Source organism: Pseudomonas sp. BC42 (assembly GCF_021560055.1).
Taxonomy (GTDB): domain Bacteria; phylum Pseudomonadota; class Gammaproteobacteria; order Pseudomonadales; family Pseudomonadaceae; genus Aquipseudomonas.
In genome coordinates, this window is sequence record NZ_CP091067.1 from 5,998,345 (window position 1) to 6,023,008 (window position 24,664).

Consider the following 24,664-nt stretch of genomic DNA (forward strand, 5'->3'; position numbering starts at 1 on the left):
CCAGGCTGACGGGCCCGTTCGCCGGCAAGCCGGCTCCTACAGCGGTTCAGTGGTTATTTGACGACCTTGCCGACGCCACGACCACGGGGGTCGGAAGCGGTTTCAAGCGCGGTGCCGTTGACCCGGATCGCCTGGATGTCGCCCATCTCCCAGCCCTGGTCTTCCAGGGTGTAGCCCATGGCTTTGAGCTCGTCGGCGACCTTGCCGGTGAGCGGCGCGTAGGCGTCGTAGTAGATCGTGTCCTTGGGCAGCAGTTGGTGATGCACGCGCTGCGCGGCCACGGCCTTCTCCAGGGGCAGGTGGTAGTCGTAGAGGTTGTTCAGCACCTGGAAGATCGAGGTGAAGATCCGCGAACCACCGGGGGTGCCCAGCACCAGGGTGACCTTGCCGTCACGGGTCACCAGGCTCGGGCTCATGGACGACAGCATGCGCTTGCCGGGAGCAATAGCGTTGGCGTCACCGCCGACCACGCCAAAGGCGTTGGCGACGCCGGGCTTGGCGCTGAAGTCGTCCATTTCGTCGTTGAGCAAAAAGCCCGCGCCCTTGACCACCACGCCGCTGCCGTAATCCCAGTTCAGGGTGTAGGTGTTGCTCACCGCGTTGCCCTGGGCATCGACGATGGAGAAGTGGGTGGTCTGGTGCCGCTCAAGCCCGGGACGCACCTTCTCGGTGGCCGAGATGGCATTCGGGTTGACTTCGGCGGCGCGTTTTTTCAGGTACGCCGGGTCGGTCAGCTGCTTGACCGGCACCTCGGAAAACGCCGGGTCGCCCAGGTAGTCGGCGCGGTCGGCGAATACGCGTTTCTCGATTTCCGCCAGCAGGTGGATGTACTTGGCCGAGTTCAGCTCGACGCCCTTGAAGTCCGCTGCGCGCTCTTCCTTGATGCTGATCAGCTGCGCCAGGGCGACCCCGCCGGAGCTGGGCGGCGGCGCGGTGTACAGGGTGTTGCCCCGGAAGGTCACCTGCAGCGGCTGGCGCCACTGGACCTTGTAGTCCTGCAGGTCCTGCTTGGTGATCAGGCCCTTGTCGGCCTGCATCTGGGCCACCAGCAAGTCGGCGGTCTTGCCGCTGTAGAACTCCTTGGCGCCCTGGTCCGCGATGCGCTCCAGGGTCGCGGCCAGCTCCGGCTGACGGAAGGTTTCACCGGGTTTCATGCTGCCGAAGTAGTCGCCGAAGTTGGTGCTGCCGTTGAACAGCTTCAGCGCATCTTCGCGGTACTGGTACTGCTTGTCCGCCACCTTGAAACCGTTTTTCGCGTAGCCCACGGCCGGGGTGATCAGCTCGCTCCACGGCAACTTGCCGAACTTCTGGTGGGCTTCCCACAGGCCCATCACGGTGCCCGGCACCCCGGCGGCGCGGGCGCCCACCAGGCTCAGGTTCTCGATCACCTCGCCCTTTTCATTCAGGTACATGTCCCGGGTCGCGGCCTTGGGCGCGGTTTCCCGGTAGTCGAGGAAGTAGGGCTTGCCGTCGATGTACATCGTCATGAACCCGCCGCCGCCGATATTGCCGGCCTCGGGGTAGGTCACCGCCAGAGTGAACGCGGTGGCCACCGCCGCATCCACCGCGTTGCCGCCCTTCTTCAGGATCTGCGCCGCGACATCGGCGCCGTACTGGTTGGGCGCCGCTACCGCGCCACCTTCCAGGGTCACGGCAAAGGCCGAACCGCTGGCGGCGATGGCAGCCGTCAGGGCCAGGGACTTGAACAACAGAATGCGCATAAAGTCCTTCCTTTTCTTGTTTTTGAACGGCAAGAACCTTAGGCCCGAGACGGGGGGTCGAGCAATCGCCAATCGTGGCACGAACGTCCCAAGCCTCAGCCATGGATCACCGTAGGAGCTGGCTTGCCAGCGAAGGCGATCTCGGGACTGGCGCCAAATCCGCTGGCCCCTTCGCCGGCAAGCCGGCTCCTACAAGGGATCGATTGCCGGACAGACCCGATACACACAGCCACCGTAGGAGCTGGCTTGCCAGCGAAAGCGATTTCAAGACTCGCGCAAAACCTGGGGGCCTCTTCGCCGGCAAGCCGGCTCCTACAAGGGATCGATTGCCGGATAGACACGATGCACACAGCCACCGTAGGAGCTGGCTTGCCAGCGAAAGCGATCTCGGGACTGGCGCCAATCCGGTGGCCCCTTCGCCGGCAAGCCGGCTCCTACAAGGGATCGATTGCCGGACAGACCCGATACACACAGCCACCGTAGGAGCTGGCTTGCCAGCGAAAGCGATTTCAAGACGTGCGCAAAACCTGGGGGGCCCTTCGCCGGCAAGCCGGCTCCTACAAAGGATCGATTGCCGGATAGACACGATGCACACAGCCACCGTAGGAGCGGGCTTGCCAGCGAAGGCGATTTCAAGACTTGCGCAAAACCTGGGGGCCCCTTCGCCGGCAAGCCGGCTCCTACAAGGGATCGATTGCCGGATAGACCCGATGCACACAGCCACCGTAGGAGCTGGCTTGCCAGCGAAAGCGATTTCAAGACGTGCGCAAAACCTGGGGGCCTCTTCGCCGGCAAGCCGGCTCCTACAAGGGATCGATTGCCGGACAGACCCGATACACACAGCCACCGTAGGAGCTGGCTTGCCAGCGAAAGCGATTTCAAGACTCGCGCAAAACCTGGGGGTCTCTTCGCCGGCAAGCCGGCTCCTACGGCTGATAGGCGGGGAACGGGGCTTTCAGCCCTGGAACTCGGGGTGGGCGTAATCGGCCAGCTTGCCCTGGATGAAATCCAGGAAGCACTGGATGCGCAGGGCCAGTTGCGAGTTGCGGTAGTACACCGCGTTGATCGGCTGGCGATAGCCGCTGTTGAACGCGGCCAGCAGCGGTTGCAGGCGCCCGGCGCGAATGTCGTCGACGGTCATGAAATGCGACAGGCAGGCAATGCCCTGCCCTTCCAGCGCCAGGTGGCGCAAGGTCTCGCCGCTGGAGGCGCTGATGTCCGGCTGGATCTGCCAGCGGTCGCCATGCACATGGCGCAACGGCCAGTGGTTGAGGGTCTCGGTCTGGGTGAACCCGAGCAAGGTGTGCCCGGTCAGTTCCGCCACGCTCTGCGGGGTGCCGTGGCGGGCCAGGTAATCGGGGCTGGCAAGAATGTGCAACGGGCTGCAGCCCAGGGAGCGGGCATGCAGGGTCGAATCCGCCAGCACGCCGATGCGGATGGCAATGTCGGTGCTTTGCTCCAGCAGGTCGATGATCAGGTCGTTGCTGTTGAGCTCCAGCTGGATATCCGGGTACAGGCGGCGGAACTCGGCCACATGGGGAACGATGGCGTGCAGCATGAAGGGCGACGCGGCGTTGATCCGCAAACGCCCGGACGGGGTGCGCTGGCGCGACGACAGGCGCTCTTCGAGCTCGTCCATCTGATCGAGAATGCGCTTGGCCTGTTCGAAGAAGTAGCGCCCTTCTTCGGTCAGGTCCATGCGTCGAGTGGTGCGGTTGATCAGCGTGGTCTCGAGCTTGGCCTCCAGCCGCGACAAGCTGCGGCTGACCGCCGAAGGGGTCTGGGCCAATTGCTCGGCCGCGGCGGAAATCGAACCGCACTCGATGACGCAAACCAAGACTTGCAACTCGTCGGATCGGGCTTTCACAGGAGTCCTTTATCGGCGCTGGTGGGCCCTGGATAAACCGCAGGCCCGCTTCAAGGCGCTCAATAGTAGCCGGATTCAGCCCTGGAGATTGAACACCGCCTTGAGGTGCTGCGCATAACGCTGCACATCGCCTTCGATGTTCGGGCGCTTCATCACGTCGACACAGAGGAAGGTTGGCAAACCGCTCATGCCGAGGAACTGGTTGGCCTTGTGGAACGGGAAGTAGACCGCGTCCACGCCCTTGGCTTCGAAGAAGTCGGTCGGGTCGTCGAAGGCCTGCTGCGGCGCGTTCCAGGTCAGCGAGAGCATGTACTGCTTGCCCTGGATCAGGCCGCCGCTGCCGTACTTCTGCGAGGCGTCGGAGCGGGTCCGGCCATCGCTGGCGTAGAGGCTGCCGTGGCCTTCGGTGAAGACTTCGTCGATGTACTTCTTGACGATCCACGGCGCGCCCATCCACCAGCCGGGCATCTGGTAGATGATCACGTCGGCCCAGAGAAACTTCGCCACTTCTTCCTGGATGTCATAGCCCTCGTCGATATGGGTGACCTTGACCTCCAGGCCACCGCGATCCAGCACCGCCAGGGCGGTGTCGTGCAGGGTGGCGTTGTAACGGCCATCGGAGTGGGCGAACTGTTTGGCGCCATTGAGCAGCAGTACTTTTTTCATGATCCGGCCTCATCGGGGACAACCCATCGCGCATTGGCAGCGGCGGGCTGTGAAGGTTGCAAACGATGGCGGCAGGTTAATCAGGCAGGGCGCGGAGAATAAGCCCGGGTTGCTCAAAATACATTTGACCAAAATGCACGAATCGACAGCCGATCTTTGCCTTAGGATTCTCAGCACCTTTCCCGTCAATGAGTGCTTTGTGCATGTCCACGCCCCAGGCCTTTATCCTCCACGCCAAGACCCGCGCCGAACGCGCCGACGCCTTCGAGGCGTTTTTCCTGAGCCATGTCGCCGCCAGCCGCGCTGAAGCCGGCTGCATCGAGTACCACATGCTGCGGGACCGGGAAGACCCAAGCCTGTTCATCTTCTACGAGGTCTGGGCCTCCCAGGAGGCGCTGGATAGCCACTCGGGCCTGCCGCACATGCAGCAGTTTCTCGCCGCGCGCATGGACTACCTGGAGCGCGATTTCGAGATCCGCGCCATCGACATGCTCAGCCCGGCCTCGGCTGGCCGCTGAGCACAAGCTCTAGCCACTGATCAGCAAGTGCCCGCCCAGCAGCCCGAGGCCGATGAAGAACACCCGCTTGAACAGCACGGCGCTGATGTGCTGGCGCAACCATTGCCCCAACCACATGCCCAGCAGCGCCGGAGCCAGGGTCAGCACGGACGCCCCCAGTTCGGCGCCGCCCAGGGCGCCACGCCACAGCAGGCCGCCGGCCAGGGCCAGGGTCGAGACGGTGAACGACAGGCCCAGGGCCTGCACCAGTGAGTCCCTGTTCAAGCCCAGGGCCTGTAGATAAGGCACCGCCGGGATCACGAACACCCCGGTAGCAGAGGTGATCACCCCGGTGACCAGCCCGCACAGCGGCGCCAGCCAGCGCTCCCGGGCCGCCGACACCCGCAAGGTCGGCAGCAACAGGCCGCTCAGGGCATACAGCAGCAGCGCCGCGCCCAACCCGCGCACCACCCAATGCCCGCCCTCGATGCCCAGCCACAGGGAACCGCCGACGGTGCCGACGAAGATCGCCAGCAACATCGGCCACAGACGCTTGAGCAACGCCGGCAGGTGCCCGCCAAAGGCCAGTTGCCAGAGATTGGTCAGGGTCGCCGGAATGATCAGCAAGGCCGCAGCCTGCGCCGGAGCCATAGCCAGCCCCAATAGCCCCATGGCAATGGTGGGCAGCCCGAGACCGATCACGCCCTTGACCATGCCGGCCAGCAAGAATGTGCCGATGACCAGCAGTGAAAGGGCCATTCCGAGATGCTGATAAAACGCGAGTGAGCTGTTCATGGGCCAATCCTGCACCCGCAGCGGCGTGCTGAAAATCTGCCATATACTGAGCCAGCCTCTTGCCCAGCAAGAGGCACATGCCAAAACCTATTGCCCGCCACAGCCGTAGGAGCTGGCTTGCCAGCGAAGGCGCGCTCAAGCCCGATGCAAAATCCGAAGGCCTCTTCGCCGGCAAGCCGGCTCCTACAGAGATGATGTTCGCCGAGGGATGTCCCATGCACTTCGATCTGATCGACCTGCGCCTGTACCTGAATATTCTGGAGGCCGGCAACATTACCGCCGGGGCCGCTCGCAGCCATCTGTCCCTGGCCGCCGCCAGCGCTCGAATCCGCGCCATGGAAGCCTCCCTGGGCATCGAGTTTCTCGAACGCGGGCGTCGCGGCATCCGTCCGACGGCCGCCGGCAAGGCCCTGGCCCAGCACGCGCGAACGCTGCTGCTGTACGCCGAGCACCTGCAACAGGACCTCGGTGAGTACGCCAGGGGGGTCAAGGGCCAGGTGCGTCTGTTGTGCAACACCACCGCCCTCAGCGAGTACTTGCCGGAGTTGCTGGCGGACTTCCTGCACAGCCATCCACAGGTCGATATCGAGCTGCAGGAACTGCCCAGCCAGCGCATCACCCACGCCCTGCGCCAGGGCGCCGCGGACCTGGGGATCGTCTCCGATGCGGTCGACACCCAGGGCCTGATGACCCGGGCATTTCACGACGATCCACTGGTGCTGGCGATGCCCCCGGACCACCCCTTGAGCGCCCAGCCGGCCCCCAGCTTCAGCGACAGCCTGGCCTACGACTATGTCGGCCTGGCCAGCCACAGCGCCCTGGCGGTGTACCTGGAGGAACAGGCCCTGCACCTGGGCCGGCGCATGCCATTGCGCATCCGCGCCGAGGGTTTCGACGCGCTGCTGCGCATGGTCGCCCGTGGCGCCGGGCTGGCCCTGGTGCCCCTGGCCGCCCTGCAGCGCAACCCGCATCTGCAACTGCACAGCCGCCCCCTGGAGGAGGCCTGGGCACGGCGCCGGCTGTTGCTGTGCGCCCGCGACTTCGAGGCCCTGCCGCTGTACGCACAGGGTTTGTGTCGCGCGCTGCTGGAACCTTGACTCTCCCCCTAGGGGCAGACTTTAGCCTTGGGGTTTATTCCTCAAGGACCACGGTAATGAGCAAACGCATCCTGGTGATTCTCGGCCACCCCTCGCGCCACAGCCTGTGCGCGGCATTGAGCGAGCGCTACGTGAAGGCGGCGCAGGAGGCCGGGCATGAGGTGCGCCAGCTCAGGCTCGGCGACCTGCACTTCGACCCGGTCCTGCATGAAGGCTACCGGCAGATCCAGCCCCTGGAAGAGGACCTGCGCCAAGCCCAGGCCGACATCCTCTGGGCCGAGCACCTGACCTGGGTCTTCCCCATCTGGTGGGGCGGAATTCCGGCGCTGATGAAAGGTTTTCTCGACCGCGTGCTGCTGCCGGGCTTCGCCTTCAAGTACCGCCCCGGCAAGGCCTTTCCCGAGCAACTGCTCAAGGGCCGCACCGCCCACCTGATGGTGACCATGGACACCCCGCCCTGGTATTTCCGCTGGTTCTACCGCATGCCCGGCTTGCAGCAGATGCGCCGCACCACCCTGGATTTCTGCGGCATCAAGCCGTTGCGCACCCTGACCTTTGGCCCGGTGCTGGACGCCAGCGAAGAACGCAAGGCGGATTGGCTGATGCAGGCGCAGTACCTTGCCAGGCAGTGAAAGCGCCGGATAATGCGCAACGCCGTCCACCGCCGGACGGCCCGGTACTGGAAAAGGAGCCTTCATGTACATCGGCCAAGCCGCGCAACTGTCCGGAACCACGGTCAAGAGCATCCGTCACTACGAAGCCATCGGCCTGTTGCCCGCAGCTCCGCGCCAGGGTCGCTACCGCCTGTATGACGCGCAGAGCGTCGAGCAGTTGATGTTCATCAAGTGCGCGCAGCAGTTGGGTTTCAAGCTCAAGGAGTTGCAGCAGGTGTTCGCCACGCACCAGGGTCAGGCCTTTCCCTGGGACCGCGCGCAGGCCGCCCTGGCGCAAAAGAGGCGCGAGCTGCAACGGCAGATCGATGATTTGCAACAGTTGCAGGGCCGGCTCGAAATTTTCGAGACCAGCCTGCAACAGGCTCGCGAGGAGTGCCCCCTGGGCAGCCTCTAGGGCGACCCGGGAGGCGTGGCCTCAGACCTCGGACAACCCGGCGACCGTCCTCGGCTTACGGAAGCACAGGAAGTAGACCAGGGTCAGCAACAGCAGGAACGGCACGCCGAACACCAGGGTCATCTTGAACGCCTCGGTGAAGAAGGTGGTGATCATCACCGCCCCCATCAGCACCAGCCCCAGCAGGGTGCTGTAGGGAAACAGGCGCATGCGGAACGACAGCTGCTGCTCGCCATGGCGCTGGTGATAGCGGCGGAAGCAGTAGTGGGTGAGGAAGATCATGAACCAGGTGAAGATCGCGCCAAACATCGAGATCGCCATCATCAGGGTGAACGAGCTTTCCGGGTACAGCACGTTGACCAGGGTCGCCAGGGCGATGCCGGAGCTGGACAGCAACAGGGCATTGAGCGGAATCCCGCTCTTGCTCAAGGCCCCCATGGACTTGGGGGCGTAGCCGGCGCGGGACAGGCTGAACATCATCCGCGTGGTGATGTAGAGCTGGCTGTTCATCGCCGACAGCGCGGCGATCAGGATCACGAAGTTCATCACCCCGGTGGCCCCGGGAATACCGATGGTCTGCATCACCGTGACGAACGGGCTCTGGGCCTTGCCGGCCTGGACCCAGGGCACGATGGCCAGCATCAGCGCCAGGGTCAGCAGGTAGAACACCACCAGGCGCACGATGGTCGCGCGAAAGGCCTGCTTCACCGCCCGCTGCGGGTCCTTGGCCTCCCCCGCCGCCACCGCGATCATCTCCACGCTCAGGTAGCTGAAGATCGACACGATCACCGCGATCCACATGCCCTCGAAACCGTTGGGGAAGAAGCCGCCGTGGGCGCTGTAGTTGTGCAGCCCGTAGTCGGGGTTGCCGGAACCGAACACCACGTACACCGCAAGGATGATGAAGCCGACGATGGCGGCGATCTTGATGGTGGAGAACCAGTATTCGAAGTTGCCGAAGGTCTTCACGCTGATGGCGTTGAGCACGATCAGCACGCTGGAGAAGGAGATGATCCACACCCATTCCGGAACGTTGGCGAACCAGTACTTCATGTACATGGCGATGGCCGTGACTTCGGCGCCCACCGCCAGGACGATGGCCGCCCAGTAGGCGTAGCGCACCAGGAAACCGGCCAGCGGGCTGACGTAGAACTCGGCATAGGCGCCGAAGGAACCGGAGGTGGAATGGGCCACGGTCATTTCCGCCAGGCAGCCCATCAGGATCAGGGTGATCAGCGCGCCGATGGCGTAGCTCAGCAGCACGCTGGGGCCGGCATAGCCGATGGCGTAGGCGCTGCCCATGAACAGGCCGGTGCCGATGGCCCCGCCGATGGCGATCATGCTCATCTGGCCGGCGGTCAGTTGGCGCCTGAGGCCGTGCTCGCGATTGGAGATCGCTTCGAAACCCTTGTTGGAGGTGGTCACTTTGAGTGCCTCTTTATTGTTGTGTGCACGTATGAATCGTTGTGACGGCCCGTCCTTGTGCCGCTTGCCTGGTCGCCGCGAGCGGCGGCGACCAGGGGGTGAAGCGCGCCTTAGGTCACGCTGTGACGTACCTGGAACTGCGCCTGGGCCCAGGTTTTCTGATCGAGGATTTCACCGAGGATCTGCACCGCGTCCCAGACTTCGCTGAAGCGGGTGTACAGCGGGGTGAAGCCGAAACGCATGATCCGCGGCTCGCGGTAGTCGCCGATCACGCCACGGGCGATCAGGGCCTGGATCACCGCGTAGCCTTCGGGGTGCTCGAAGCTCACGTGGCTGCCACGCTTGGCGTGATCGCGTGGGGTCACCAGCTTCAGCTCGTGGCCGGCGCAACGCTGTTCCACCAGTTCGATGAACAGGTCAGTGAGGGCCAGGGACTTGCGCCGCAGGCTCTGCATGTCGGTCTTTTCGAAGACCTCCAGGCCGCACTCGACCATGGCCAGCGAAGTGATCGGCTGGGTGCCGCACAGGTAGCGGGCGATACCGCTGGCGGGTTCGTACTGGGTGGCCATGTCGAACTGCCGGGCATGGCCGAACCAGCCGGACAACGGCTGGGTCACCAGGTTGCACAGGGCCGAGGCGACCCAGGCGAAGGCTTGCGAACCCGGGCCGCCATTGAGGTACTTGTAGGTGCAGCCGATGGCGTAGTCGGCGCCGCTGCGAGTCAGCTCCACCGGCACCGCGCCGGCCGAGTGGGCCAGGTCCCAGATGCTCAGGGCGCCGGCTTCGTGGATCAACCCGGTGACGGCCTGCATGTCGTGCATGTAGCCAGTCTTGTAGTTGACGTGGGTGAGCATCACCACCGCCACGTCCTGGTCGATCGCCGCCGGCAGTTGGTCCGGGCTGTCCACCAGGCGCAGGGAATAGCCCTGCTCAAGCATCCGGGTCAGGCCCTCGGCAATGTACAGGTCGGTGGGAAAGTTGCTGCTCTCGGAAACGATCACCCGCCGCTCGGGGGCGCGCCCGGCCTGCACCTGCAGGGCGGCGCTGAGCACCTTGAACAGGTTGATGGACGTGGTGTCGGTGATCACCACTTCGCCGCTGCCGGCGCCGATCAGCGGGGCCAGGCGGTCCCCCAGGCGCTGGGACAGGTCACGCCAGCCGGCGCTGTTCCAACTGCGGATCAGGCCGTCGCCCCACTCCTGCTCGATCACTTGCCGGGCCCGCTCCAGGGCCGCCACGGGGCGGGCACCCAGGGAGTTGCCATCGAGGTAGATCACCCCCTCGGGCAGGGCAAACTGTTGGCGCAGCGGCGCCAGTGGGTCCTGTTCATCGAGACGCAGGCAGTGGTTTTTATCGATCATTGGAAGTCCTGTCTTGGTCAAGGTCATGCCCGCCTGGAACAGGCCGGGCACGGGGTCTGGGCGACCCGCAAACTCAGGAAATAATGGACGAAGCCAGCTAGAATTTTCGTGCAAAGTGCAGCGCGTTACCGTACTAATCTCGAATAAAATTCTAATCCTCCAATAAAAAACGCGGATTTATGCCAGCCATGACCCTCGACTCCACCGACCTGCGCATCCTCTACTTCCTGCAACAGGATGGACGTATCAGCAACCAGGAACTGGCGGAGAAAGTGGCCCTTTCACCCTCGGCCTGCCTGCGCCGCCTGCGCATGCTCGAAGGCGACGGGATCATCAGCGGCTACCGCGCCCAGCTCAATGCCGAGCGCCTGGGCATCGAGCTGGAAGCCATCGTCCACGTGTCCCTGCGCCAGGACGTGGAAGGCTGGCACGAGACGTTCATCGGCAAGGTCCAGCAGTGGCCGGAAGTGGTGGCCGCCTACGTGATCACCGGCGCCAGCAACTACGTGCTGCGGGTGCAGGCGCGCAACCTCAAGCACTTCTCGGATTTCATCGTCAATCACCTGAATCGCGCGTCGGGGGTCACCGACATCCGCTCGGAGATCGTCCTGCAGAAGATCAAGGAGCAGGACGGCCTGCTGGACCTGGTACTGCGCAAGTAGTCCGCCCTAGAACCCCACCGGGCGCCGTGCCGGATGGCGCTGCGCGGTGGCGCTGGGCGCCTCGTCGAACAGCTTGCGGTACTCGGCGGAAAAACGCCCCAGGTGAGTGAAACCCCAGCCCAGGGCGATCTCGGAAATATTGCGCGCTGCGCCGTGTTCGAGAATGTCCTGGCGCACACCGTTGAGCCGATGGCGCTTGAGATAGGCCATGGGCGACAGGGCGAAGTATTTGCGAAAGGCCTCGAACAGCTTGAAGCGCGAGACACCGGCGGCGGCTTCCAGGTCCTCCAGGTGCACCGCTTCACGGGCATGCTCGTGCAGGTACTGGCGGGCTCGCACCAGGTAATGCGGCAGCTTGACCCCGAGCATGGCCCGCAGCTCGCTGGAGTAGTTGTTGGGCTGGGCCAGGATCAGGCCCTTGATCAGCGAGCTTTCGATTTCCCGGGTGAAGGCCAGCTGTTCATAGAGCTCGTTGCCCTGGGTCAGCTCGCCGATGAAGTGCTGGGCCATGCGCCACCAGGCCGCGGTGGCCCCCTGCCGCGCGTCCATCGCCGGTTCGAAGCGCAGCGGCTGCTCGACCGGGCGTTGCAGCAGGGTCTCCAGGGCTTCGCTCATGGCCGGCCGGGAAATCACCACCTGCAGCTTGCGGCAGTCGCCGGAGATGGCCAGCACCTGGCTTTCGTTGGGGGCAACGATCACCCCCTGGTCGCGGTCCGAACGCAGCAGCCGACCGTCCTTGCTCAGTTCCTGTTCGCCGCACAGGGGCAGGCTCAGGCTGTAGCTGCTGAAGCGCTCGGTGTCCTCGATATCGACGGTCACATCGGTGCCGTACTCGATGATGCCCAGGGTCGTGGAGCGTGACCTGAGCACGTTGGCACTGTGGTGAAAACGGATCCGTTCGGGGGTCGCGGTTTCCAGGCGATGCGGCCCACAGATACCCGACATCCAGCTCCTGGCCCCTTCAAGGTCATAGCGATCGATACGAATCTCGCGAAACAGCCCATCAGCCTTGCTATTCATCACGGCGCACCCACGGCAATTGTTATTCAGCGCGCTCTGACGGCGCGTCTTGTGTGACAGGGCAAGTTTTGCGCCAGCCGGCAACGCTGCCAACCCAGTGGATAGCAATCGCCGACTAAGTGGATAACCCGACCCCATCGTCCTCATCTGGCCGGGCTCACAGTAGCCGATCGGCGCCCCGGGATGCAGCCGTCGATCGCTTATCCGCTCGAAGGTGGGTCGCAACTACCCAGGCAATTTTATGGATGGCCTTGGCCGACTAAGCGGATAGCCACCGGCGCCCCGCACTCTCTCTAATGACGGCACCCGATTGACCTGAATAAAAAAGGTACCGACTCATGAGTGGTGCAAGAAGCGTCGAGCAGTGGCAGGACTTCATCCACGGCTGCCTGGATTTTCGCCCTGCGGACGGAGTGTTCCGTATCGCCCGGGAGATGTTCACCGAGCCCGAGCTGTTCGATCTGGAGATGGAGCTGATCTTCGAGAAGAACTGGATCTACGCCTGTCACGAAAGCGAACTGCCCAACAATCACGACTTCATCACCCTGCGCGCCGGGCGCCAGCCGATGATCATCACCCGCGACGGCGAGGGCCGGCTCAATGCCCTGATCAACGCCTGCCAGCACCGCGGCACCACCCTGACCCGGGTCGGCAAGGGCAACCAGTCGACCTTCACCTGCCCGTTCCACGCCTGGTGCTACAAGAGCGACGGGCGCCTGGTGAAGGTCAAGGCCCCGGGGGAATACGACGAGGGCTTCGACAAGGCCACCCGCGGCCTGAAGAAGGCCCGCATCGACAGCTACAAGGGCTTTGTCTTCATCAGCCTGGACGTGGCCGCCGACAACAGCCTGGAAGACTTCCTGGGCGACGCGCGGATTTTCTTCGACATGATGGTCGCCCAGTCCCCCAACGGTGAGCTGGAGGTGCTGCCGGGCAAGTCCGCCTACACCTACGACGGCAACTGGAAGCTGCAGAACGAGAACGGCCTGGACGGTTATCACGTCAGCACCGTGCACTACAACTACGTGGCCACGGTGCAGCACCGCCAGCAGGTCAACCGCGACAACGGTAGCGGCAGCAGCGCCACCCTGGACTACAGCAAGCTCGGCGCCGGCGACGCCAGCACCGACGATGGCTGGTTCGCCTTCAACAACGGCCACAGCGTGCTGTTCAGCGAAATGCCCAACCCGGCGGTGCGCTCCGGCTACGCCAACATCATGCCGCGCCTGGTGCAAGAGCACGGCCAGGCCAAGGCCGAGTGGATGATGCACCGCCTGCGCAACCTGAACATCTACCCCAGCCTGTTCTTTCTCGACCAGATCAGCTCGCAGCTGCGGATCATCCGCCCCATCGCCTGGAACAAGACCGAGATCATCAGCCAGTGCATCGGGGTCAAGGGCGAGAGCGATGCCGACCGGGAAAACCGCATTCGCCAGTTCGAGGATTTCTTCAACGTCTCGGGCATGGGCACGCCGGATGACCTGGTGGAGTTTCGCGAGGCCCAGCGCGGCTTCCAGGGGCGCCTGGAGCGCTGGAGCGATGTCTCGCGCGGTCATCACCGCTGGACCACCGGCCCCACCGCCAACAGCGAGAACCTGGGCATCCAGCCGGCCATGACCGGCACCGAGATCACCCATGAAGGGCTGTACGTCAACCAGCACCGCAACTGGCAGAAATTCCTCCTCGACGGCCTGCAGCGCCAGCCCCTGAAACTGCGTGAGGTATGAACATGAATGCGCAATTGCAGTACCAGATCGAGCAATTCTTCTATCGCAAGTCCGAGCTCTGCGACGCCCAGGACTGGGACGCCTACCTGCAGCTGTTCGCCGTGGACAGCGAGTTCCACCTGCCGCAGTGGGACTCGGAACACGTCTACACCCGGGACCCGAAGCGCGAGATGTCGCTGATCTACTACGCCAACCGTTCGGGGCTGGAAGACCGGGTGTTCCGCCTGCGCACCGGCAAGGCGGCGTCGACCATTCCCATGCCGCGCACCCTGCACATGGTCAGCAACCTGCGCATCAGCGAGGGCGCCAACGGGCTGCTGCAGGTGCGCCTGAACTGGCACACGCTGTTCTATCGCCTGGCCACCTCCGAGGACTTCTACGGTCACGCCACCTACGACCTCAAGCCCCATGGCGACAGCTGGCTGATCCAGCGCAAGCACGTGCTGCTGCTCAACGACACGATCAACTCGGTGCTCGACTTCTACCACCTCTGACTCGACGGACATCCCTTCATGACGCACAAGGTCGCGTTCAGCTTTGCCGATGGCAAGACCCTGTTCTTCCCGGTCAAGGCCAATGAAATACTGCTCGACGCTGCCCTGCGCAACGGCATCAAGATTCCCCTGGACTGCCGCGAAGGCGTCTGCGGCACCTGCCAGGGTCGTTGCGAATCGGGCCAGTACAGCCAGGACTACGTGGACGAGGAAGCCCTCTCGCCCCAGGACCTGGAGCAACGCAAGATGCTCACCTGCCAGACCCGGGTGCAGTCCGACGCGGCGTTCTATTTCGACTTCGATTCCAGCCTGTGCCACAACGCCGATCCGGTGCGACGCACCGGCTCGGTGATCGACGTGCGCCAGGTGTCGGACAGCACCGCGATCCTGCACCTGGACCTGGGCCGCAGCGAGGCGCCGCTGGAGTTTCTCCCCGGTCAGTACGCCCGCCTGCGGATTCCCGGCACCGACAGCAGCCGGGCCTACTCCTTCGCCAACCGGCCGGGGGCGGACAACCAGTTGCAGTTCCTGATCCGCCTGCTGCCCGACGGGGTGATGAGCAACTACATTCGCGAGCGCTGCCTGGTGGGCGACAGCATCGAGCTGGAGGCGCCGCTGGGGGCTTTCTACCTGCGCCAGATCAGCCGGCCGCTGCTGCTGGTGGCCGGCGGCACCGGGCTGTCGGCGCTGCTGGCGATGCTCGAACAGGTCGTCGAGCAGGGCTGCCAGCAACCGGTACACCTGTACTACGGGGTGCGCCAGAGTGCCGATCTGTGCGAACTGGCGCGCATCCAGGCCCTGGGCGAACGCTTGCCGGCATTCCGCTTCACCCCGGTGATCAGCGACGCCGACCCGCAGTGGTCGGGCAAGCGCGGCTACATCACCGAGCACTTGGACAGCAGCGAGCTGCGCGACCACGACAGCGACCTGTATGTCTGTGGACCGCCACCGATGGTCGATTCGATCCGAATCTGGCTGCAAGAACAGCAACTTAACCGCGTTCAGCTGTATTACGAGCGGTTTACCGAGAGTAATATCTGATCCCGTCAGCATTCAGCCGCGATCGCTCCCATTCACCCTGGGATCGGTCCTGATAACAACTAGAAGAGAGCGCAAGTTAGTGGATCAAACCTTGAAGCAAGGTGAACTCAAGCGTGGCTTGAAGAATCGCCATATTCAGTTGATCGCCCTGGGCGGGGCGATCGGCACCGGACTCTTCCTCGGCTCGGCCGGGGTTCTCAAGTCCGCCGGCCCCTCGATGATCCTCGGCTATGCGATTGCCGGATTCATTGCCTTCCTGATCATGCGCCAGCTGGGGGAGATGATCGTCGAAGAACCCGTGGCCGGCTCCTTCAGCCACTTCGCCCACAAGTACTGGGGCGGCTACTTCGGCTTTCTCGCCGGCTGGAACTACTGGGTGCTGTATGTCCTGGTAGGCATGGCCGAACTCACCGCAGTGGGCAAGTACGTGCAGTTCTGGTGGCCGGAGATCCCCACCTGGGTCAGTGCGGCGGTGTTCTTCGTACTGGTCAACCTGATCAACATGATGAACGTGAAGTTCTTCGGCGAGGCCGAGTTCTGGTTCGCCATCATCAAGGTGGTGGCCATCGTCGGCATGATCGTTCTGGGCTGCTACATGCTGTTCAGCGGCAGCGGCGGCAGCCAGGCGTCGGTGAGCAACCTCTGGTCCCACGGCGGCTTCTTCCCCAACGGCGGCACCGGCCTGCTGATGGCCATGGCCTTCATCATGTTCTCCTTCGGCGGCCTGGAACTGGTGGGCATCACTGCCGCCGAAGCCGCCGAGCCGCGCAAGGTGATTCCCAAGGCGATCAACCAGGTGGTCTACCGGGTGCTGATCTTCTACGTCGGCGCCCTGGCCGTGCTGCTGTCGCTGTACCCGTGGGACGAGCTGCTGGTGAGTCTGAATGCCGGCGGCGACGCCTACAGCAGCAGCCCCTTCGTGAAGATCTTCTCGCTGATCGGCAGTGATGCGGCGGCGCAGATCCTCAACTTCGTGGTCCTGACCGCGGCGCTGTCGGTGTACAACAGCGGCGTGTACTGCAACAGCCGCATGCTCTTCGGCCTGGCCGAACAGGGCGACGCGCCCAAGGCGCTGATGAAGCTCAACAAGCAAGGCGTGCCGATCCTGGCCCTGGGCATCTCCGCCCTCATCACCCTGCTCTGCGTACTGGTCAACTACCTGGCGCCCCATGAAGCGCTGGAGCTGCTGTTCGCCCTGGTGGTGGCCGCGCTGATGATCAACTGGGCACTGATCAGCCTGACCCACCTGCGCTTTCGCAAGGCCATGGCCGAGCGTGGCGTGGTGCCGTCGTTCAAGGCCTTCTGGTCGCCCTTGAGCAACTACCTGTGCCTGGCCTTCATGCTGATGATCGTCGGCGTGATGTGGATGATCCCGGGCATCCGCGCCTCGGTGTATGCGATTCCGGTATGGGTCCTGGTGATCTGGGGCTTCTACCGCCTGAGCCATGCGCGCAAGGCCGGGCAGCCCGCCCTGCACTAAGCCGCACGGTTGCCCCCCCCCCCAAAGCCCGGCCTGAATCAAGGCCGGGCTTTTTTGTCGGCGCTCGCAAAGCGGTCTGCCAGCAATGGCAAATGCGGCCTGAAACAACAGTCCACCCGGTCCCTAGAATCGACTCCCTCCCGGCACCCGAGCCTGGGAGCCTGTTTCTGGATGGAGAGCGGCTGATGAACAGAACGGCGACAAGCCTGCGCTGGAGCGATGTTTTCTCACCCACCGTGGCGGCGCTGATTTCAGTGCTGGTGAACTACGGCGGAACCTTTGTCCTGGTGTTCCAGGCCGCCGAACTGGCGCGCCTGTCAGCGGCCCAGACCGCGTCCTGGGTCTGGGCGGTGTCGGTGGGCGTGGGGCTTTCCGGCCTGTGGCTGAGCCTGCGTTACAAGGCGCCGATCATCACGGCCTGGTCCACACCCGGCGCGGCCTTCCTGGCCACGGTGATGCCATTCACGCCCTACGCCGAGGTGATCGGTGCCTATCTGATCTCGGCTCTGGGGTTCATGCTGCTGGGCGCATCAGGGGCCTTCGACAAACTGGTGCGGATGATCCCCAAGGGCATTGCCGCCGGCCTGCTGGCGGGCATTCTGTTGCAGTTCGGGATCAATGCCTTTGGCGGTGCCAGCGCCGACCCGCTGCTGGTGATCGTGCTGCTGGTGTCCTACGCCTTGCTGCGGCGTTTCACCTCGCGCTTTGCCGTGGTGGGCATCCTGGTCATCGGCCTGGGGCTGCTCATCGCTCAGCAGCGGATCGACTTTTCTGCAGTGCACTTGAGCCTGGCCGTGCCGGTATTCACCGCGCCGCAGTTCTCCCTGCAGGCCTTGCTCGGAGTGGCCTTGCCGCTGTTCGTCATCACCCTCACCGGCCAGTACATGCCCGGCATGCTGGTGTTGCGCAATGACGGCTACGGCACCAGCGCCAATCCCGTGCTCACGGTCACCGGCCTGGGTTCGCTGCTGATGGCACCGTTCGGCGCCCATGCCTTCAATGTGGCGGCGATTACCGCGGCGATCTGTACCGGCAAGGACGCCCATCCTGACCCGAAAAAACGCTACATCGCCGGTATCGCCTGCGGGCTGTTCTACATCCTGGTGGGCACCTTCGGCGTGACCCTGGCCAGCCTGTTCATGGTGCTGCCCAAGACCTTTGTCAGCACCCTCGCGGGCCTGGCGCTATTGGGGGCGATCGGCGGCAGCCTGACCAATGCCATGGCCGACGCGGCCACCCGGGAAACCGCGCTGATCACCTTCCTCGCCACCGCAGCCAACGTCACCCTGCTCGGGGTCGGCGGCGCCTTCTGGGGGCTGGTGGCCGGCTTGACCGCACACCTGCTGATTCACGGCCGGGCCAATGCCCTCGCCGGCCGTGCCGCCAACCCCTGAAGGCCGGCGTTGAGCTAGGCCTTTCGCAGGGCCAGGGACAGGCGAGCCATGGTGGTTTCGATTTCATGGGCGCTCAGCGAGGCGTAGCCGAGCAACCAGCCCTGCCGCTTCGGCTCGGTGGCATAGAGCCGGCTGAGCCCCGGCAGCTGGATGCCGGCCCGGGCGGCCCGTTGCTGGGTCAGTTCCTCGCTCCAGCCGGGCTCCAGCAGGCAAGGAATCTGCAACCCGCCCGGTGGCGGCAAGGCCACGGCAATGCCCTGCAAATGCCGCCCGATGGCATCGAGCATGGCTTGCCGGCGACCGGCGTAGAGCTTGCGCATGGCCCGCACATGGGCATTGTAGTGGCCCTCCTCCATGAACCGCGCCAGGGTCAACTGGAGGATCTGCGGCGTGTGGCCATCCATGATGCTGCGGGCCGCGCTGAAGGCGCCCACCAGTTCATCGGGCAAGGCCATGTAGCCCATGCGCAGGCCGGGGTAGAGGGTCTTGCTGAAGGTGCCGACGTAGAGCGTGCGCTGATAGGGGTCCAGACCCTGGACACAGGCGGTGGGCAGGCCGTCGTAATGGAACTCGCTGTCGTAGTCGTCCTCGATGATCCACTTGCCGTGCTCGGCGGCCCAGCGGGTCAGCTCCAGGCGACGCTCCAGGGACAGGGTCACGCCGCTGGGGTACTGGTGCGACGGCGTCACGTAGACGCATTGACCGCCACTGCGATCAGCCCGCAGCAGGTCGGTGCGAATGCCCTGGTCGTCGACATCGATGGGATTGATCCAGGCCTCGGCGGCCTCGAAGGCCTTGCGAGCCCCGAAGTAGCCGGGGTTCTCCATCAGGATCGGCTTGCCGGCATCCACCAGCAGTTGGGCACAGAGGTACAGCGCCTGCCGGGTACTGCTCAGCACCAGGATCTGCTCGGCACGCACCTTGGCCCCGCGCTCCAGGTTCAGGTAGGCGGCGATGGCCTGGCGCAGCGGCTCGGCGCCTTGCGGATCGCCGTGCAGCAACACGTTGCCGCGATAGGCCTTGAGCACCTGGCGTTGCAGGCGCTCCCAGACATCAAGGGGAAAGCTGCGGGTTTCCGGCAAGCCCGTGGCAAATGCACTCACCGCCTGCTGGTCGGTGACACCGCCGCGCTCGACCAGCATCCGGCCCCGGCGGCTCAGCCCCGAGCCCGGCTCCCGGGCGCTGTGGGGCTGCTCCTGCAAACGCAGGCGACGCCGGGCGGCTCCGCGCAACTGGGCACCGATGCTTTCGCAGACGTAGCTCCCCGAACCTTCGCGGCGCACGATGAAGCCGTCGCGCTGCAACTGCACATAGGCGTTCTCCACCGTATCCCGGGACACCGCGAGCGACTTGGCCAGACCCCGGGTGGCCGGCAGTTTCACCCCAGGGCCCAGAGCACCGTCGAGGATCAGCCCGCGCAAGGCCCGCTGGATGCGCTGATGCAGGTCCAGGGGCGCGAACTGCGGATCGTTGAGGCGCATGTTGAGGGTTTCAAGCTCGAAGGTCCGGGCCACGTGGTCTGCCTGATCAAATGAAAATAACGCACAAGGGGCGACCACTTTAGCCGCACAACGGCCCCACGTCAGCTGTTGCAACCGTCGCTGATGGCGAACGAGGAATGTGGCGGGGGAGCCTGCTCCCGTTCGATTGCGCAGCAATCGCAAAGCCTGCTGGCGCGGGATGCCTGAAAACGCTTACAGGCCGTAGATGGGGTGCTGCACCCCTCAGCGGGAGCAAGCGCCCTCGCCACAGGGCAATCGGCAAACACTACAAAAACGGCGCGTCCCCAAGGTGAGGACGCGCCGTTTCTTGTTGAGCGAACAGGGCGGTCAGAGCGAGGATCGCACTCGCCACAATTCGGGGAACAGCACGGTGTCGAGCATCTTGCGCAGGTAGCCGACGCCTTCGGTGCCACCGGTGCCGGGCTGGAAGCCGATGATGCGCTCCACGGTGGTCACGTGGCGGAAGCGCCACTGGCGGAACGAGTCTTCCAGGTCGATGAATTTTTCCGCCAGCTGATACAGGTCCCAATAGGCCGAAGGGTTGGCGTACACCTCGCGCCAGGCGGCTTCCACCGAGGGGTCGTGCCGGGTCGTGGTGGTGCTCTTCAACGCCAGGCGCTCGGGATCGATGTTCAAGCCGCTGCGGGCCATCAGGGCGATTGCTTCGTCATACATGGACGGGGTGGCAATCGACTCTTCCAGGGATTGCAGCAACTCGGGGCGGTGAGCATGGGGCCGCAGCAGGGCCGCGCTCTTGTTGCCGAGGATGAATTCGATTTCCCGGTACTGGAACGACTGGAAGCCCGAGGACTGGCCCAGGTACGGGCGGATCGACTTGTACTCGGACGGCGTCATGGTCGCCAGTACGGCCCAGGCGTGCACCAGTTGGTCGAAGATCCGCGAGACCCGCGCCAGCATCTTGAACGCCGGGGGCAACTGACCCTGGCGCACTTGCTCGCGGGCGGCCTTGAGCTCGTGGAGCATCAGCTTCATCCACAGCTCCGAGGTCTGGTGCTGGATGATGAACAGCATCTCGTTGTGGTCCGGCGACAGCGGGTGCTGGGCACTGAGGATGCGCCCCAGGTCCAGGTAGTCGCCGTAGCTCATGGAGTCGGAGAAATTCAGCTCGGCGTTATGCCATTCATCCGGTGGGTTGCTTGAAAAAGGACATTGGCTCATGGCGTGGGCTCCTCGCCTCAGGCAGCGGTTGCCGCCCGCAGGCTGCGCAACCCGGACTCGGGCTGCACAACGGCGCGGACGGCCAGCTGTGTATTTATTGTAGGAATCAATCGGCCAGGGGGCGCAGGATCGCCCGCACCGGACTGGCGTCCAGGTGAGCGAAGCGCAGTGGCAGGGCAATCAGTTCGTAGTCGCCTTCGGCCACTTCATCCAGGACGATCCCCTCAAGGATCGCCATGCCGTGGCGGGCCACCTTGTTGTGGGCCTCCATGGTCTTGGACTGCTGAGGGTCCAGGGACGGCGTGTCGATGCCGATCAGGCGCACGCCGAGACTGGCCAGCAGCTCGACAGTGGCCGGGGCGACGGCGGTGAAGTCCGGGTCCCAGGTGCTCAGCGGCGCCTGTGGATAAGTGCGCAGCAAGACGCGCGGGGGCAGGTTGTCCAGGCGCCCGAGCAAGGCTTCGGGCTGCACCAGGGCGCCGCTGTCCAGGCAATGCAGGACCCGGCACGGACCCATGTAGACATCCAGCGGCACCTCGCCGATGGGCAGGCCATCCGGCCGGTAATGCAGGGGCGCGTCGACATGGGCGCCGGTGTGGGGCGACAGGGTCACCCGCCCGACATTCACCGGGCACTCGGGCCCGAACTGCCAGACGCGCTCCTCCTGGAACGGTGTATCTCCCGGCCAGGTCGGGGTCGCGGTACTCAAGGGCGGGCTGATATCCCACCAGCGTGGTGTATTTTCCATTCGTGCGGCTCTCGGTCACTCCGGACTGAATGATACGAGCGATACCGCTGAAGTTTCTTGCGAAATAACTCGGTACTCGTCAGATATTTCGCAAATCCTGCTAATAAAGCGCGCTTCATCAACCGAATCTTGCAACCCCTCAAACCCCTTTCGGGCCGCCCCGGCAGCGCCCCGCCCAACAGCCGCCACAGAGCGCGGCAGCGCTTCTGGATACCCCGAGGTCGAGCACAGACATCCCCCGCAATGCCGGGCGCTATAGGGTGCGTCTTCAGTTCTCTGCCCGCTAGGAGCACAGCATGTCGCAACCCATTACCGTTCTGCGCGATACCCATCCGCTGCCCGTTCTTGATGCCTGCAAGTGGGAAAAGCTCGCAGGCGACCCACACACCGTCAACCTCAACGCCTACACCAGCGAGGACGGCAGCAAGATCATGGGCACCTGGATCTGCACCCCGGGCAAGTGGCGGGTGGCCTACGAAAAGTGGGAGTACTGCCATTTCCAGGAAGGCTACTGCGTGATCACCCCGGACGGCCACGATCCCATCCACCTGCGTGCCGGCGATATCTTCGTGGTGGAACCCGGAATGAAAGGCACCTGGGAAGTGCTGGAAACCGTGCGCAAGTACTTCGTGTTCGCCTGATCCCTGAACACCCGCCGGGAGCCCGCGCCATCCGGGCTCCTCCGGCATGGCGGCCATTCAACTCAACGCACCCTGCCAAATGTCTATATAATCACTGCCAAATGGCAAAGGCAGGAGTAGACCCATGGTTGCGCTGACAGACACCGGCCTCACCCCCAAGCGGCGGGGCAAGCTGGTATTGAAAGAACAGTCTTCGGACATCCTCCTGGGTGGCCGGGCACGCTTTGACGACCGCATCTCGATCTATCGGCTGACCGAGGAAGGCATCCCGCTGACGGCGATCATCAAGTTCGTCTCCTCGGTGCCCATGCTCAAGGACGAACAGGTCCTGGCCAAGATCATCGGCCTCTCCGAACGCACCCTGCACCGCCGCCTGAAAACCCCGGACGAGCCCTTGAATCCGGAGCAGAGCGCCCGCGCAGTGCGCTTTGCCCAGGTGCTGGCCAAGGCGCAGGAGATCTTCGGCAGCAGTGAAGAGGCACAGGACTGGATGGCCAAGCCGGTAATGGGCCTCGATGGCCACAAACCGGTGGACCTGCTGACCAACCCCATCGGCTTCGAACTGGTGGACGAGTTCCTCACCCGCCTGGAATACGGGGTCTATCAGTGATCAGCGCCCCCGGCAGCAGTGCAATTCACTTCTGGCGACTGGACGCCGCCCGACACGCCGACAGCTGGGACAGTGGCATCGGCGCCGAGCTGTGCGGCGGTCGCTGGAACTCCAAAGGGGTCAAGGCCGTGTATGGCAGCGCCGACCCGGCCACGGCGATTCTGGAAGTGGCGGTGCACAAGGGCTTTGCCGCCCTGGACAGCGTGCCCCATGTGCTCACCGGCGCCCTGATCCAGGACCCGTCGGCCATCTACCGGATCGATGAACAGAGCATTCCCAATCCCAACTGGCTGGTGCCGGGCATACCCAGCGCCGGCCAGCAGAAGTTCGCCGACCAGTTGCTGGCCGACCATCCATTCGTGCTGGTGCCCTCATCGGTGTCGCGCCACAGCTGGAACATTCTGATCAATCCGTTGCTGGCCAAAGGGCTGTACCAGGTGGTGGTCCAGGAACGCTTCGGCCTCGACACACGCCTCAATCCTCCCCCTCGCACCGTGGCCGGCCGCCCGAACTGAGGCGGCAAAAAAAAGCGGGAACCTGCCCGACGCAGGTTCCCGCAAATGCCCCGGCTGAAGGGGCCGCGTTCAATACCAAGCTTCGCCAGAGGTGAAATCGCTGCGGCCCTTCGGGCCGTTCGCAGCCTGCGGCAGCGGCTACACCTACCCTTGTAGCCGCTGCTGAGCTCGCGAAGCTGCGAAAAGGACCGCAGGGCCTTGCTTGGCGCTATCCAGCTTTGAGATTGCTGCGTCCGTTCGCAGCCTGCGGCAGCGGCTATAGCCTTACTGCGGCTTGCGGTAGCTGTTGACGATGGCCGAGAAGTCCTTGCCACCCTCCCCGCGCAGGCTCATGGCCTGGTACAGCTGCTGGGCCACGGCGCCGAGCACCACCGGCTGATGCGCCTGGCGAGCGGCCTCGGTGGCCAGCCCCAGGTCCTTGAGCATCAGCTCGGCCCCAAAGCCGCCGGTGTAGCCGCGGGATGCCGGAGCGGTTTCAATCACTCCCGGCCACGGGTTGTAGGTATCGGAACTCCAGCAACGGCCGGTGGAGCTGTTGATGATCCCCGCCAGCACCTGGGTGTCGATGCCCAGGGCATCGCCCAGGGCCATGGCTTCGCTGACGCCGATCATCGAAATCCCCAGCAGCAGGTTGTTGCAGATCTTGGCGATCTGCCCGGTGCCCACTTCGCCGCAATGCACGATGTTGCGCCCCATCTGCGCCAGCACCGGTTGCAGGGTGGCGAACAGCTCGGCACTGGCGCCGACCATGAAGGTCAGGGTGCCGGCCTGGGCGCCACCGGTGCCGCCAGACACCGGCGCATCGGCCATGGCCACGCCTTGCCTGGCAGCCACAGCGGCCACTTCGCGGGCGGTCTGCGGGTCGATGGTGCTGCAGTCCACTGCCGGCACGCCGCTGGCGATCCCCGCCAGCACCCCGTCTTCACCCAGCCACACACTGCGCACATGGGCCGCGGCGGGGAGCATGGTGATCACCAGCTCGGCGCCTTCGGCGGCGGCCTTGGGCGAGGCGCTGATGCGCCCGCCCAGTTGCGCCAGCTCCGCCAGCACGCTCTGGTTGAGGTCGAACAGGTTCAGCTGATGCCCGGCCTTGATCAGGTTGCGGGCCATGGGCGCGCCCATGTTGCCCAGGCCGATAAATGCAATGTTCATGT

23 protein-coding genes and 1 pseudogene are annotated in these 24,664 nt (G+C 64.4%); 13 read left to right on the top strand and 11 right to left on the bottom strand.

All coding sequences use genetic code 11. The features are described 5' to 3' along the window. Window positions 1-53 precede the first annotated feature (53 nt). From ggt to L1O02_RS27170, 3 genes are all read right to left on the bottom strand, one after another. On the bottom strand, window positions 54-1,721 hold the full coding sequence (ggt, locus tag L1O02_RS27160; RefSeq protein ID WP_060842414.1) for a gamma-glutamyltransferase: 1,668 nt from the start codon (window positions 1,719-1,721) through the stop codon (window positions 54-56). 955 nt (window positions 1,722-2,676) lie between these two features. Further along, window positions 2,677-3,588 (bottom strand): LysR family transcriptional regulator, encoded by a 912-nt coding sequence (locus L1O02_RS27165; protein ID WP_060837427.1) that lies wholly within the window; start codon window positions 3,586-3,588, stop codon window positions 2,677-2,679. 75 nt (window positions 3,589-3,663) lie between these two features. Continuing rightward, window positions 3,664-4,254: an NAD(P)H-dependent oxidoreductase gene (locus L1O02_RS27170; RefSeq protein ID WP_060837426.1), complete on the bottom strand. Its 591-nt coding sequence runs from the start codon at window positions 4,252-4,254 to the stop codon at window positions 3,664-3,666. A 203-nt stretch (window positions 4,255-4,457) separates the two neighbouring features. On the opposite strand from L1O02_RS27170, the gene L1O02_RS27175 reads away from it, so the two are divergent. Further along, on the top strand, window positions 4,458-4,772 hold the full coding sequence (locus L1O02_RS27175) for a putative quinol monooxygenase (RefSeq protein ID WP_060837425.1): 315 nt from the start codon (window positions 4,458-4,460) through the stop codon (window positions 4,770-4,772). A gap of 9 nt (window positions 4,773-4,781) precedes the next feature. Here L1O02_RS27175 and L1O02_RS27180 read toward each other — a convergent pair whose 3' ends face one another. Further along, entirely contained in the window at window positions 4,782-5,546 is a 765-nt protein-coding gene (locus tag L1O02_RS27180; protein WP_060837424.1) for a sulfite exporter TauE/SafE family protein, read from the bottom strand. A 215-nt stretch (window positions 5,547-5,761) separates the two neighbouring features. Here L1O02_RS27180 and L1O02_RS27185 point away from each other — a divergent pair, with 215 nt between their 5' ends. The 3 genes from L1O02_RS27185 (at window position 5,762) to L1O02_RS27195 (ending at window position 7,711) form a co-directional block, all read left to right on the top strand. Further along, window positions 5,762-6,643, top strand: coding sequence for a LysR substrate-binding domain-containing protein (locus tag L1O02_RS27185; RefSeq protein ID WP_060837423.1), 882 nt, complete (start codon window positions 5,762-5,764; stop codon window positions 6,641-6,643). A gap of 56 nt (window positions 6,644-6,699) precedes the next feature. After that, complete coding sequence (locus tag L1O02_RS27190; protein WP_060837422.1) at window positions 6,700-7,275, top strand: NAD(P)H-dependent oxidoreductase; 576 nt, start codon at window positions 6,700-6,702, stop codon at window positions 7,273-7,275. Window positions 7,276-7,339: 64 nt separating this feature from the next. Further along, window positions 7,340-7,711 carry a MerR family transcriptional regulator gene (locus tag L1O02_RS27195; RefSeq protein WP_060837421.1) on the top strand — a complete coding sequence of 124 codons (372 nt, stop codon included), beginning with the start codon at window positions 7,340-7,342 and terminating at the stop codon, window positions 7,709-7,711. Here the strand turns inward: L1O02_RS27195 and L1O02_RS27200 are convergent. Both L1O02_RS27200 and kynU read right to left on the bottom strand, forming a co-directional pair. Then, window positions 7,708-9,136, bottom strand: a pseudogene (locus tag L1O02_RS27200) (amino acid permease). The gene L1O02_RS27195 and the pseudogene L1O02_RS27200 overlap by 4 nt on opposite strands. A 110-nt stretch (window positions 9,137-9,246) precedes the next feature. Further along, window positions 9,247-10,497: a kynureninase gene (gene kynU / locus L1O02_RS27205; protein ID WP_235759048.1), complete on the bottom strand. Its 1,251-nt coding sequence runs from the start codon at window positions 10,495-10,497 to the stop codon at window positions 9,247-9,249. 188 nt (window positions 10,498-10,685) lie between these two features. On the opposite strand from kynU, the gene L1O02_RS27210 reads away from it, so the two are divergent. Beyond that, window positions 10,686-11,159 carry an Lrp/AsnC family transcriptional regulator gene (locus L1O02_RS27210; protein WP_016964416.1) on the top strand — a complete coding sequence of 158 codons (474 nt, stop codon included), beginning with the start codon at window positions 10,686-10,688 and terminating at the stop codon, window positions 11,157-11,159. Between the two features lie 6 nt (window positions 11,160-11,165). Here L1O02_RS27210 and L1O02_RS27215 read toward each other — a convergent pair whose 3' ends face one another. Next, window positions 11,166-12,179, bottom strand: coding sequence for a helix-turn-helix domain-containing protein (locus tag L1O02_RS27215; protein WP_060837418.1), 1,014 nt, complete (start codon window positions 12,177-12,179; stop codon window positions 11,166-11,168). 338 nt (window positions 12,180-12,517) lie between these two features. On the opposite strand from L1O02_RS27215, the gene antA reads away from it, so the two are divergent. From antA to L1O02_RS27240, 5 genes are all read left to right on the top strand, one after another. Continuing rightward, window positions 12,518-13,906, top strand: coding sequence for an anthranilate 1,2-dioxygenase large subunit (gene antA / locus L1O02_RS27220; RefSeq protein ID WP_235759050.1), 1,389 nt, complete (start codon window positions 12,518-12,520; stop codon window positions 13,904-13,906). A 2-nt stretch (window positions 13,907-13,908) separates the two neighbouring features. After that, window positions 13,909-14,400 (top strand): anthranilate 1,2-dioxygenase small subunit, encoded by a 492-nt coding sequence (gene antB, locus L1O02_RS27225; protein ID WP_060837416.1) that lies wholly within the window; start codon window positions 13,909-13,911, stop codon window positions 14,398-14,400. 18 nt (window positions 14,401-14,418) lie between these two features. Next, a complete protein-coding gene (gene antC / locus L1O02_RS27230) occupies window positions 14,419-15,441 on the top strand; it encodes an anthranilate 1,2-dioxygenase electron transfer component AntC (RefSeq protein WP_060842406.1) in 1,023 nt (340 codons plus the stop codon). A gap of 79 nt (window positions 15,442-15,520) precedes the next feature. Further along, the gene (locus tag L1O02_RS27235; protein ID WP_060837414.1) at window positions 15,521-16,921 is read left to right on the top strand and encodes an amino acid permease; all 1,401 of its coding nucleotides are present in this window, start codon (window positions 15,521-15,523) and stop codon (window positions 16,919-16,921) included. A 185-nt stretch (window positions 16,922-17,106) separates the two neighbouring features. Next, window positions 17,107-18,315: a benzoate/H(+) symporter BenE family transporter gene (locus L1O02_RS27240; RefSeq protein ID WP_060837413.1), complete on the top strand. Its 1,209-nt coding sequence runs from the start codon at window positions 17,107-17,109 to the stop codon at window positions 18,313-18,315. Window positions 18,316-18,329: 14 nt separating this feature from the next. On the opposite strand, the gene L1O02_RS27245 is transcribed toward L1O02_RS27240, so the two are convergent. The 3 genes from L1O02_RS27245 to kynB form a co-directional block, all read right to left on the bottom strand. Continuing rightward, the gene (locus L1O02_RS27245; protein WP_060837412.1) at window positions 18,330-19,829 is read right to left on the bottom strand and encodes a PLP-dependent aminotransferase family protein; all 1,500 of its coding nucleotides are present in this window, start codon (window positions 19,827-19,829) and stop codon (window positions 18,330-18,332) included. Window positions 19,830-20,144: 315 nt separating this feature from the next. Beyond that, window positions 20,145-20,996 (bottom strand): tryptophan 2,3-dioxygenase, encoded by an 852-nt coding sequence (gene kynA, locus L1O02_RS27250; protein ID WP_108544084.1) that lies wholly within the window; start codon window positions 20,994-20,996, stop codon window positions 20,145-20,147. Window positions 20,997-21,102: 106 nt separating this feature from the next. After that, window positions 21,103-21,744 (bottom strand): arylformamidase, encoded by a 642-nt coding sequence (gene kynB / locus L1O02_RS27255; RefSeq protein WP_060837410.1) that lies wholly within the window; start codon window positions 21,742-21,744, stop codon window positions 21,103-21,105. Between the two features lie 296 nt (window positions 21,745-22,040). Between kynB and L1O02_RS27260 the strand changes: the two genes are divergently transcribed. The 3 genes from L1O02_RS27260 to L1O02_RS27270 all read left to right on the top strand — a co-directional run bounded on the left by L1O02_RS27260 (window position 22,041) and on the right by L1O02_RS27270 (window position 23,510). Continuing rightward, window positions 22,041-22,385: a cupin domain-containing protein gene (locus tag L1O02_RS27260; protein WP_060837409.1), complete on the top strand. Its 345-nt coding sequence runs from the start codon at window positions 22,041-22,043 to the stop codon at window positions 22,383-22,385. A 124-nt stretch (window positions 22,386-22,509) separates the two neighbouring features. Then, window positions 22,510-22,995: an antitoxin Xre/MbcA/ParS toxin-binding domain-containing protein gene (locus L1O02_RS27265; RefSeq protein ID WP_060837408.1), complete on the top strand. Its 486-nt coding sequence runs from the start codon at window positions 22,510-22,512 to the stop codon at window positions 22,993-22,995. Further along, on the top strand, window positions 22,992-23,510 hold the full coding sequence (locus tag L1O02_RS27270) for an RES domain-containing protein (RefSeq protein ID WP_060837407.1): 519 nt from the start codon (window positions 22,992-22,994) through the stop codon (window positions 23,508-23,510). The genes L1O02_RS27265 and L1O02_RS27270 overlap by 4 nt, the downstream gene beginning before the upstream one ends. Before the next feature lie 264 nt (window positions 23,511-23,774). Here L1O02_RS27270 and mmsB read toward each other — a convergent pair whose 3' ends face one another. After that, the gene (gene mmsB / locus L1O02_RS27275) at window positions 23,775-24,662 is read right to left on the bottom strand and encodes a 3-hydroxyisobutyrate dehydrogenase (protein ID WP_060842403.1); all 888 of its coding nucleotides are present in this window, start codon (window positions 24,660-24,662) and stop codon (window positions 23,775-23,777) included. Window positions 24,663-24,664 lie beyond the last annotated feature (2 nt).

What these genes read in the sequence shown, in the direction of transcription:
- ggt (WP_060842414.1), bottom strand. Translation starts at nt 1,721, where the DNA reads ATGCGCATTCTGTTGTTCAAGTCCCTGGCCCTGACGGCTGCCATCGCC.
- L1O02_RS27170 (WP_060837426.1), bottom strand. Translation starts at nt 4,254, where the DNA reads ATGAAAAAAGTACTGCTGCTCAATGGCGCCAAACAGTTCGCCCACTCC.
- L1O02_RS27175 (WP_060837425.1), top strand. Translation starts at nt 4,458, where the DNA reads ATGTCCACGCCCCAGGCCTTTATCCTCCACGCCAAGACCCGCGCCGAA.
- L1O02_RS27180 (WP_060837424.1), bottom strand. Translation starts at nt 5,546, where the DNA reads ATGAACAGCTCACTCGCGTTTTATCAGCATCTCGGAATGGCCCTTTCA.
- L1O02_RS27185 (WP_060837423.1), top strand. Translation starts at nt 5,762, where the DNA reads ATGCACTTCGATCTGATCGACCTGCGCCTGTACCTGAATATTCTGGAG.
- L1O02_RS27190 (WP_060837422.1), top strand. Translation starts at nt 6,700, where the DNA reads ATGAGCAAACGCATCCTGGTGATTCTCGGCCACCCCTCGCGCCACAGC.
- L1O02_RS27195 (WP_060837421.1), top strand. Translation starts at nt 7,340, where the DNA reads ATGTACATCGGCCAAGCCGCGCAACTGTCCGGAACCACGGTCAAGAGC.
- kynU (WP_235759048.1), bottom strand. Translation starts at nt 10,497, where the DNA reads ATGATCGATAAAAACCACTGCCTGCGTCTCGATGAACAGGACCCACTG.
- L1O02_RS27210 (WP_016964416.1), top strand. Translation starts at nt 10,686, where the DNA reads ATGACCCTCGACTCCACCGACCTGCGCATCCTCTACTTCCTGCAACAG.
- L1O02_RS27215 (WP_060837418.1), bottom strand. Translation starts at nt 12,179, where the DNA reads ATGAATAGCAAGGCTGATGGGCTGTTTCGCGAGATTCGTATCGATCGC.
- antA (WP_235759050.1), top strand. Translation starts at nt 12,518, where the DNA reads ATGAGTGGTGCAAGAAGCGTCGAGCAGTGGCAGGACTTCATCCACGGC.
- antB (WP_060837416.1), top strand. Translation starts at nt 13,909, where the DNA reads ATGAATGCGCAATTGCAGTACCAGATCGAGCAATTCTTCTATCGCAAG.
- antC (WP_060842406.1), top strand. Translation starts at nt 14,419, where the DNA reads ATGACGCACAAGGTCGCGTTCAGCTTTGCCGATGGCAAGACCCTGTTC.
- L1O02_RS27240 (WP_060837413.1), top strand. Translation starts at nt 17,107, where the DNA reads ATGAACAGAACGGCGACAAGCCTGCGCTGGAGCGATGTTTTCTCACCC.
- kynA (WP_108544084.1), bottom strand. Translation starts at nt 20,996, where the DNA reads ATGAGCCAATGTCCTTTTTCAAGCAACCCACCGGATGAATGGCATAAC.
- kynB (WP_060837410.1), bottom strand. Translation starts at nt 21,744, where the DNA reads ATGGAAAATACACCACGCTGGTGGGATATCAGCCCGCCCTTGAGTACC.
- L1O02_RS27260 (WP_060837409.1), top strand. Translation starts at nt 22,041, where the DNA reads ATGTCGCAACCCATTACCGTTCTGCGCGATACCCATCCGCTGCCCGTT.
- L1O02_RS27265 (WP_060837408.1), top strand. Translation starts at nt 22,510, where the DNA reads ATGGTTGCGCTGACAGACACCGGCCTCACCCCCAAGCGGCGGGGCAAG.
- mmsB (WP_060842403.1), bottom strand. Translation starts at nt 24,662, where the DNA reads ATGAACATTGCATTTATCGGCCTGGGCAACATGGGCGCGCCCATGGCC.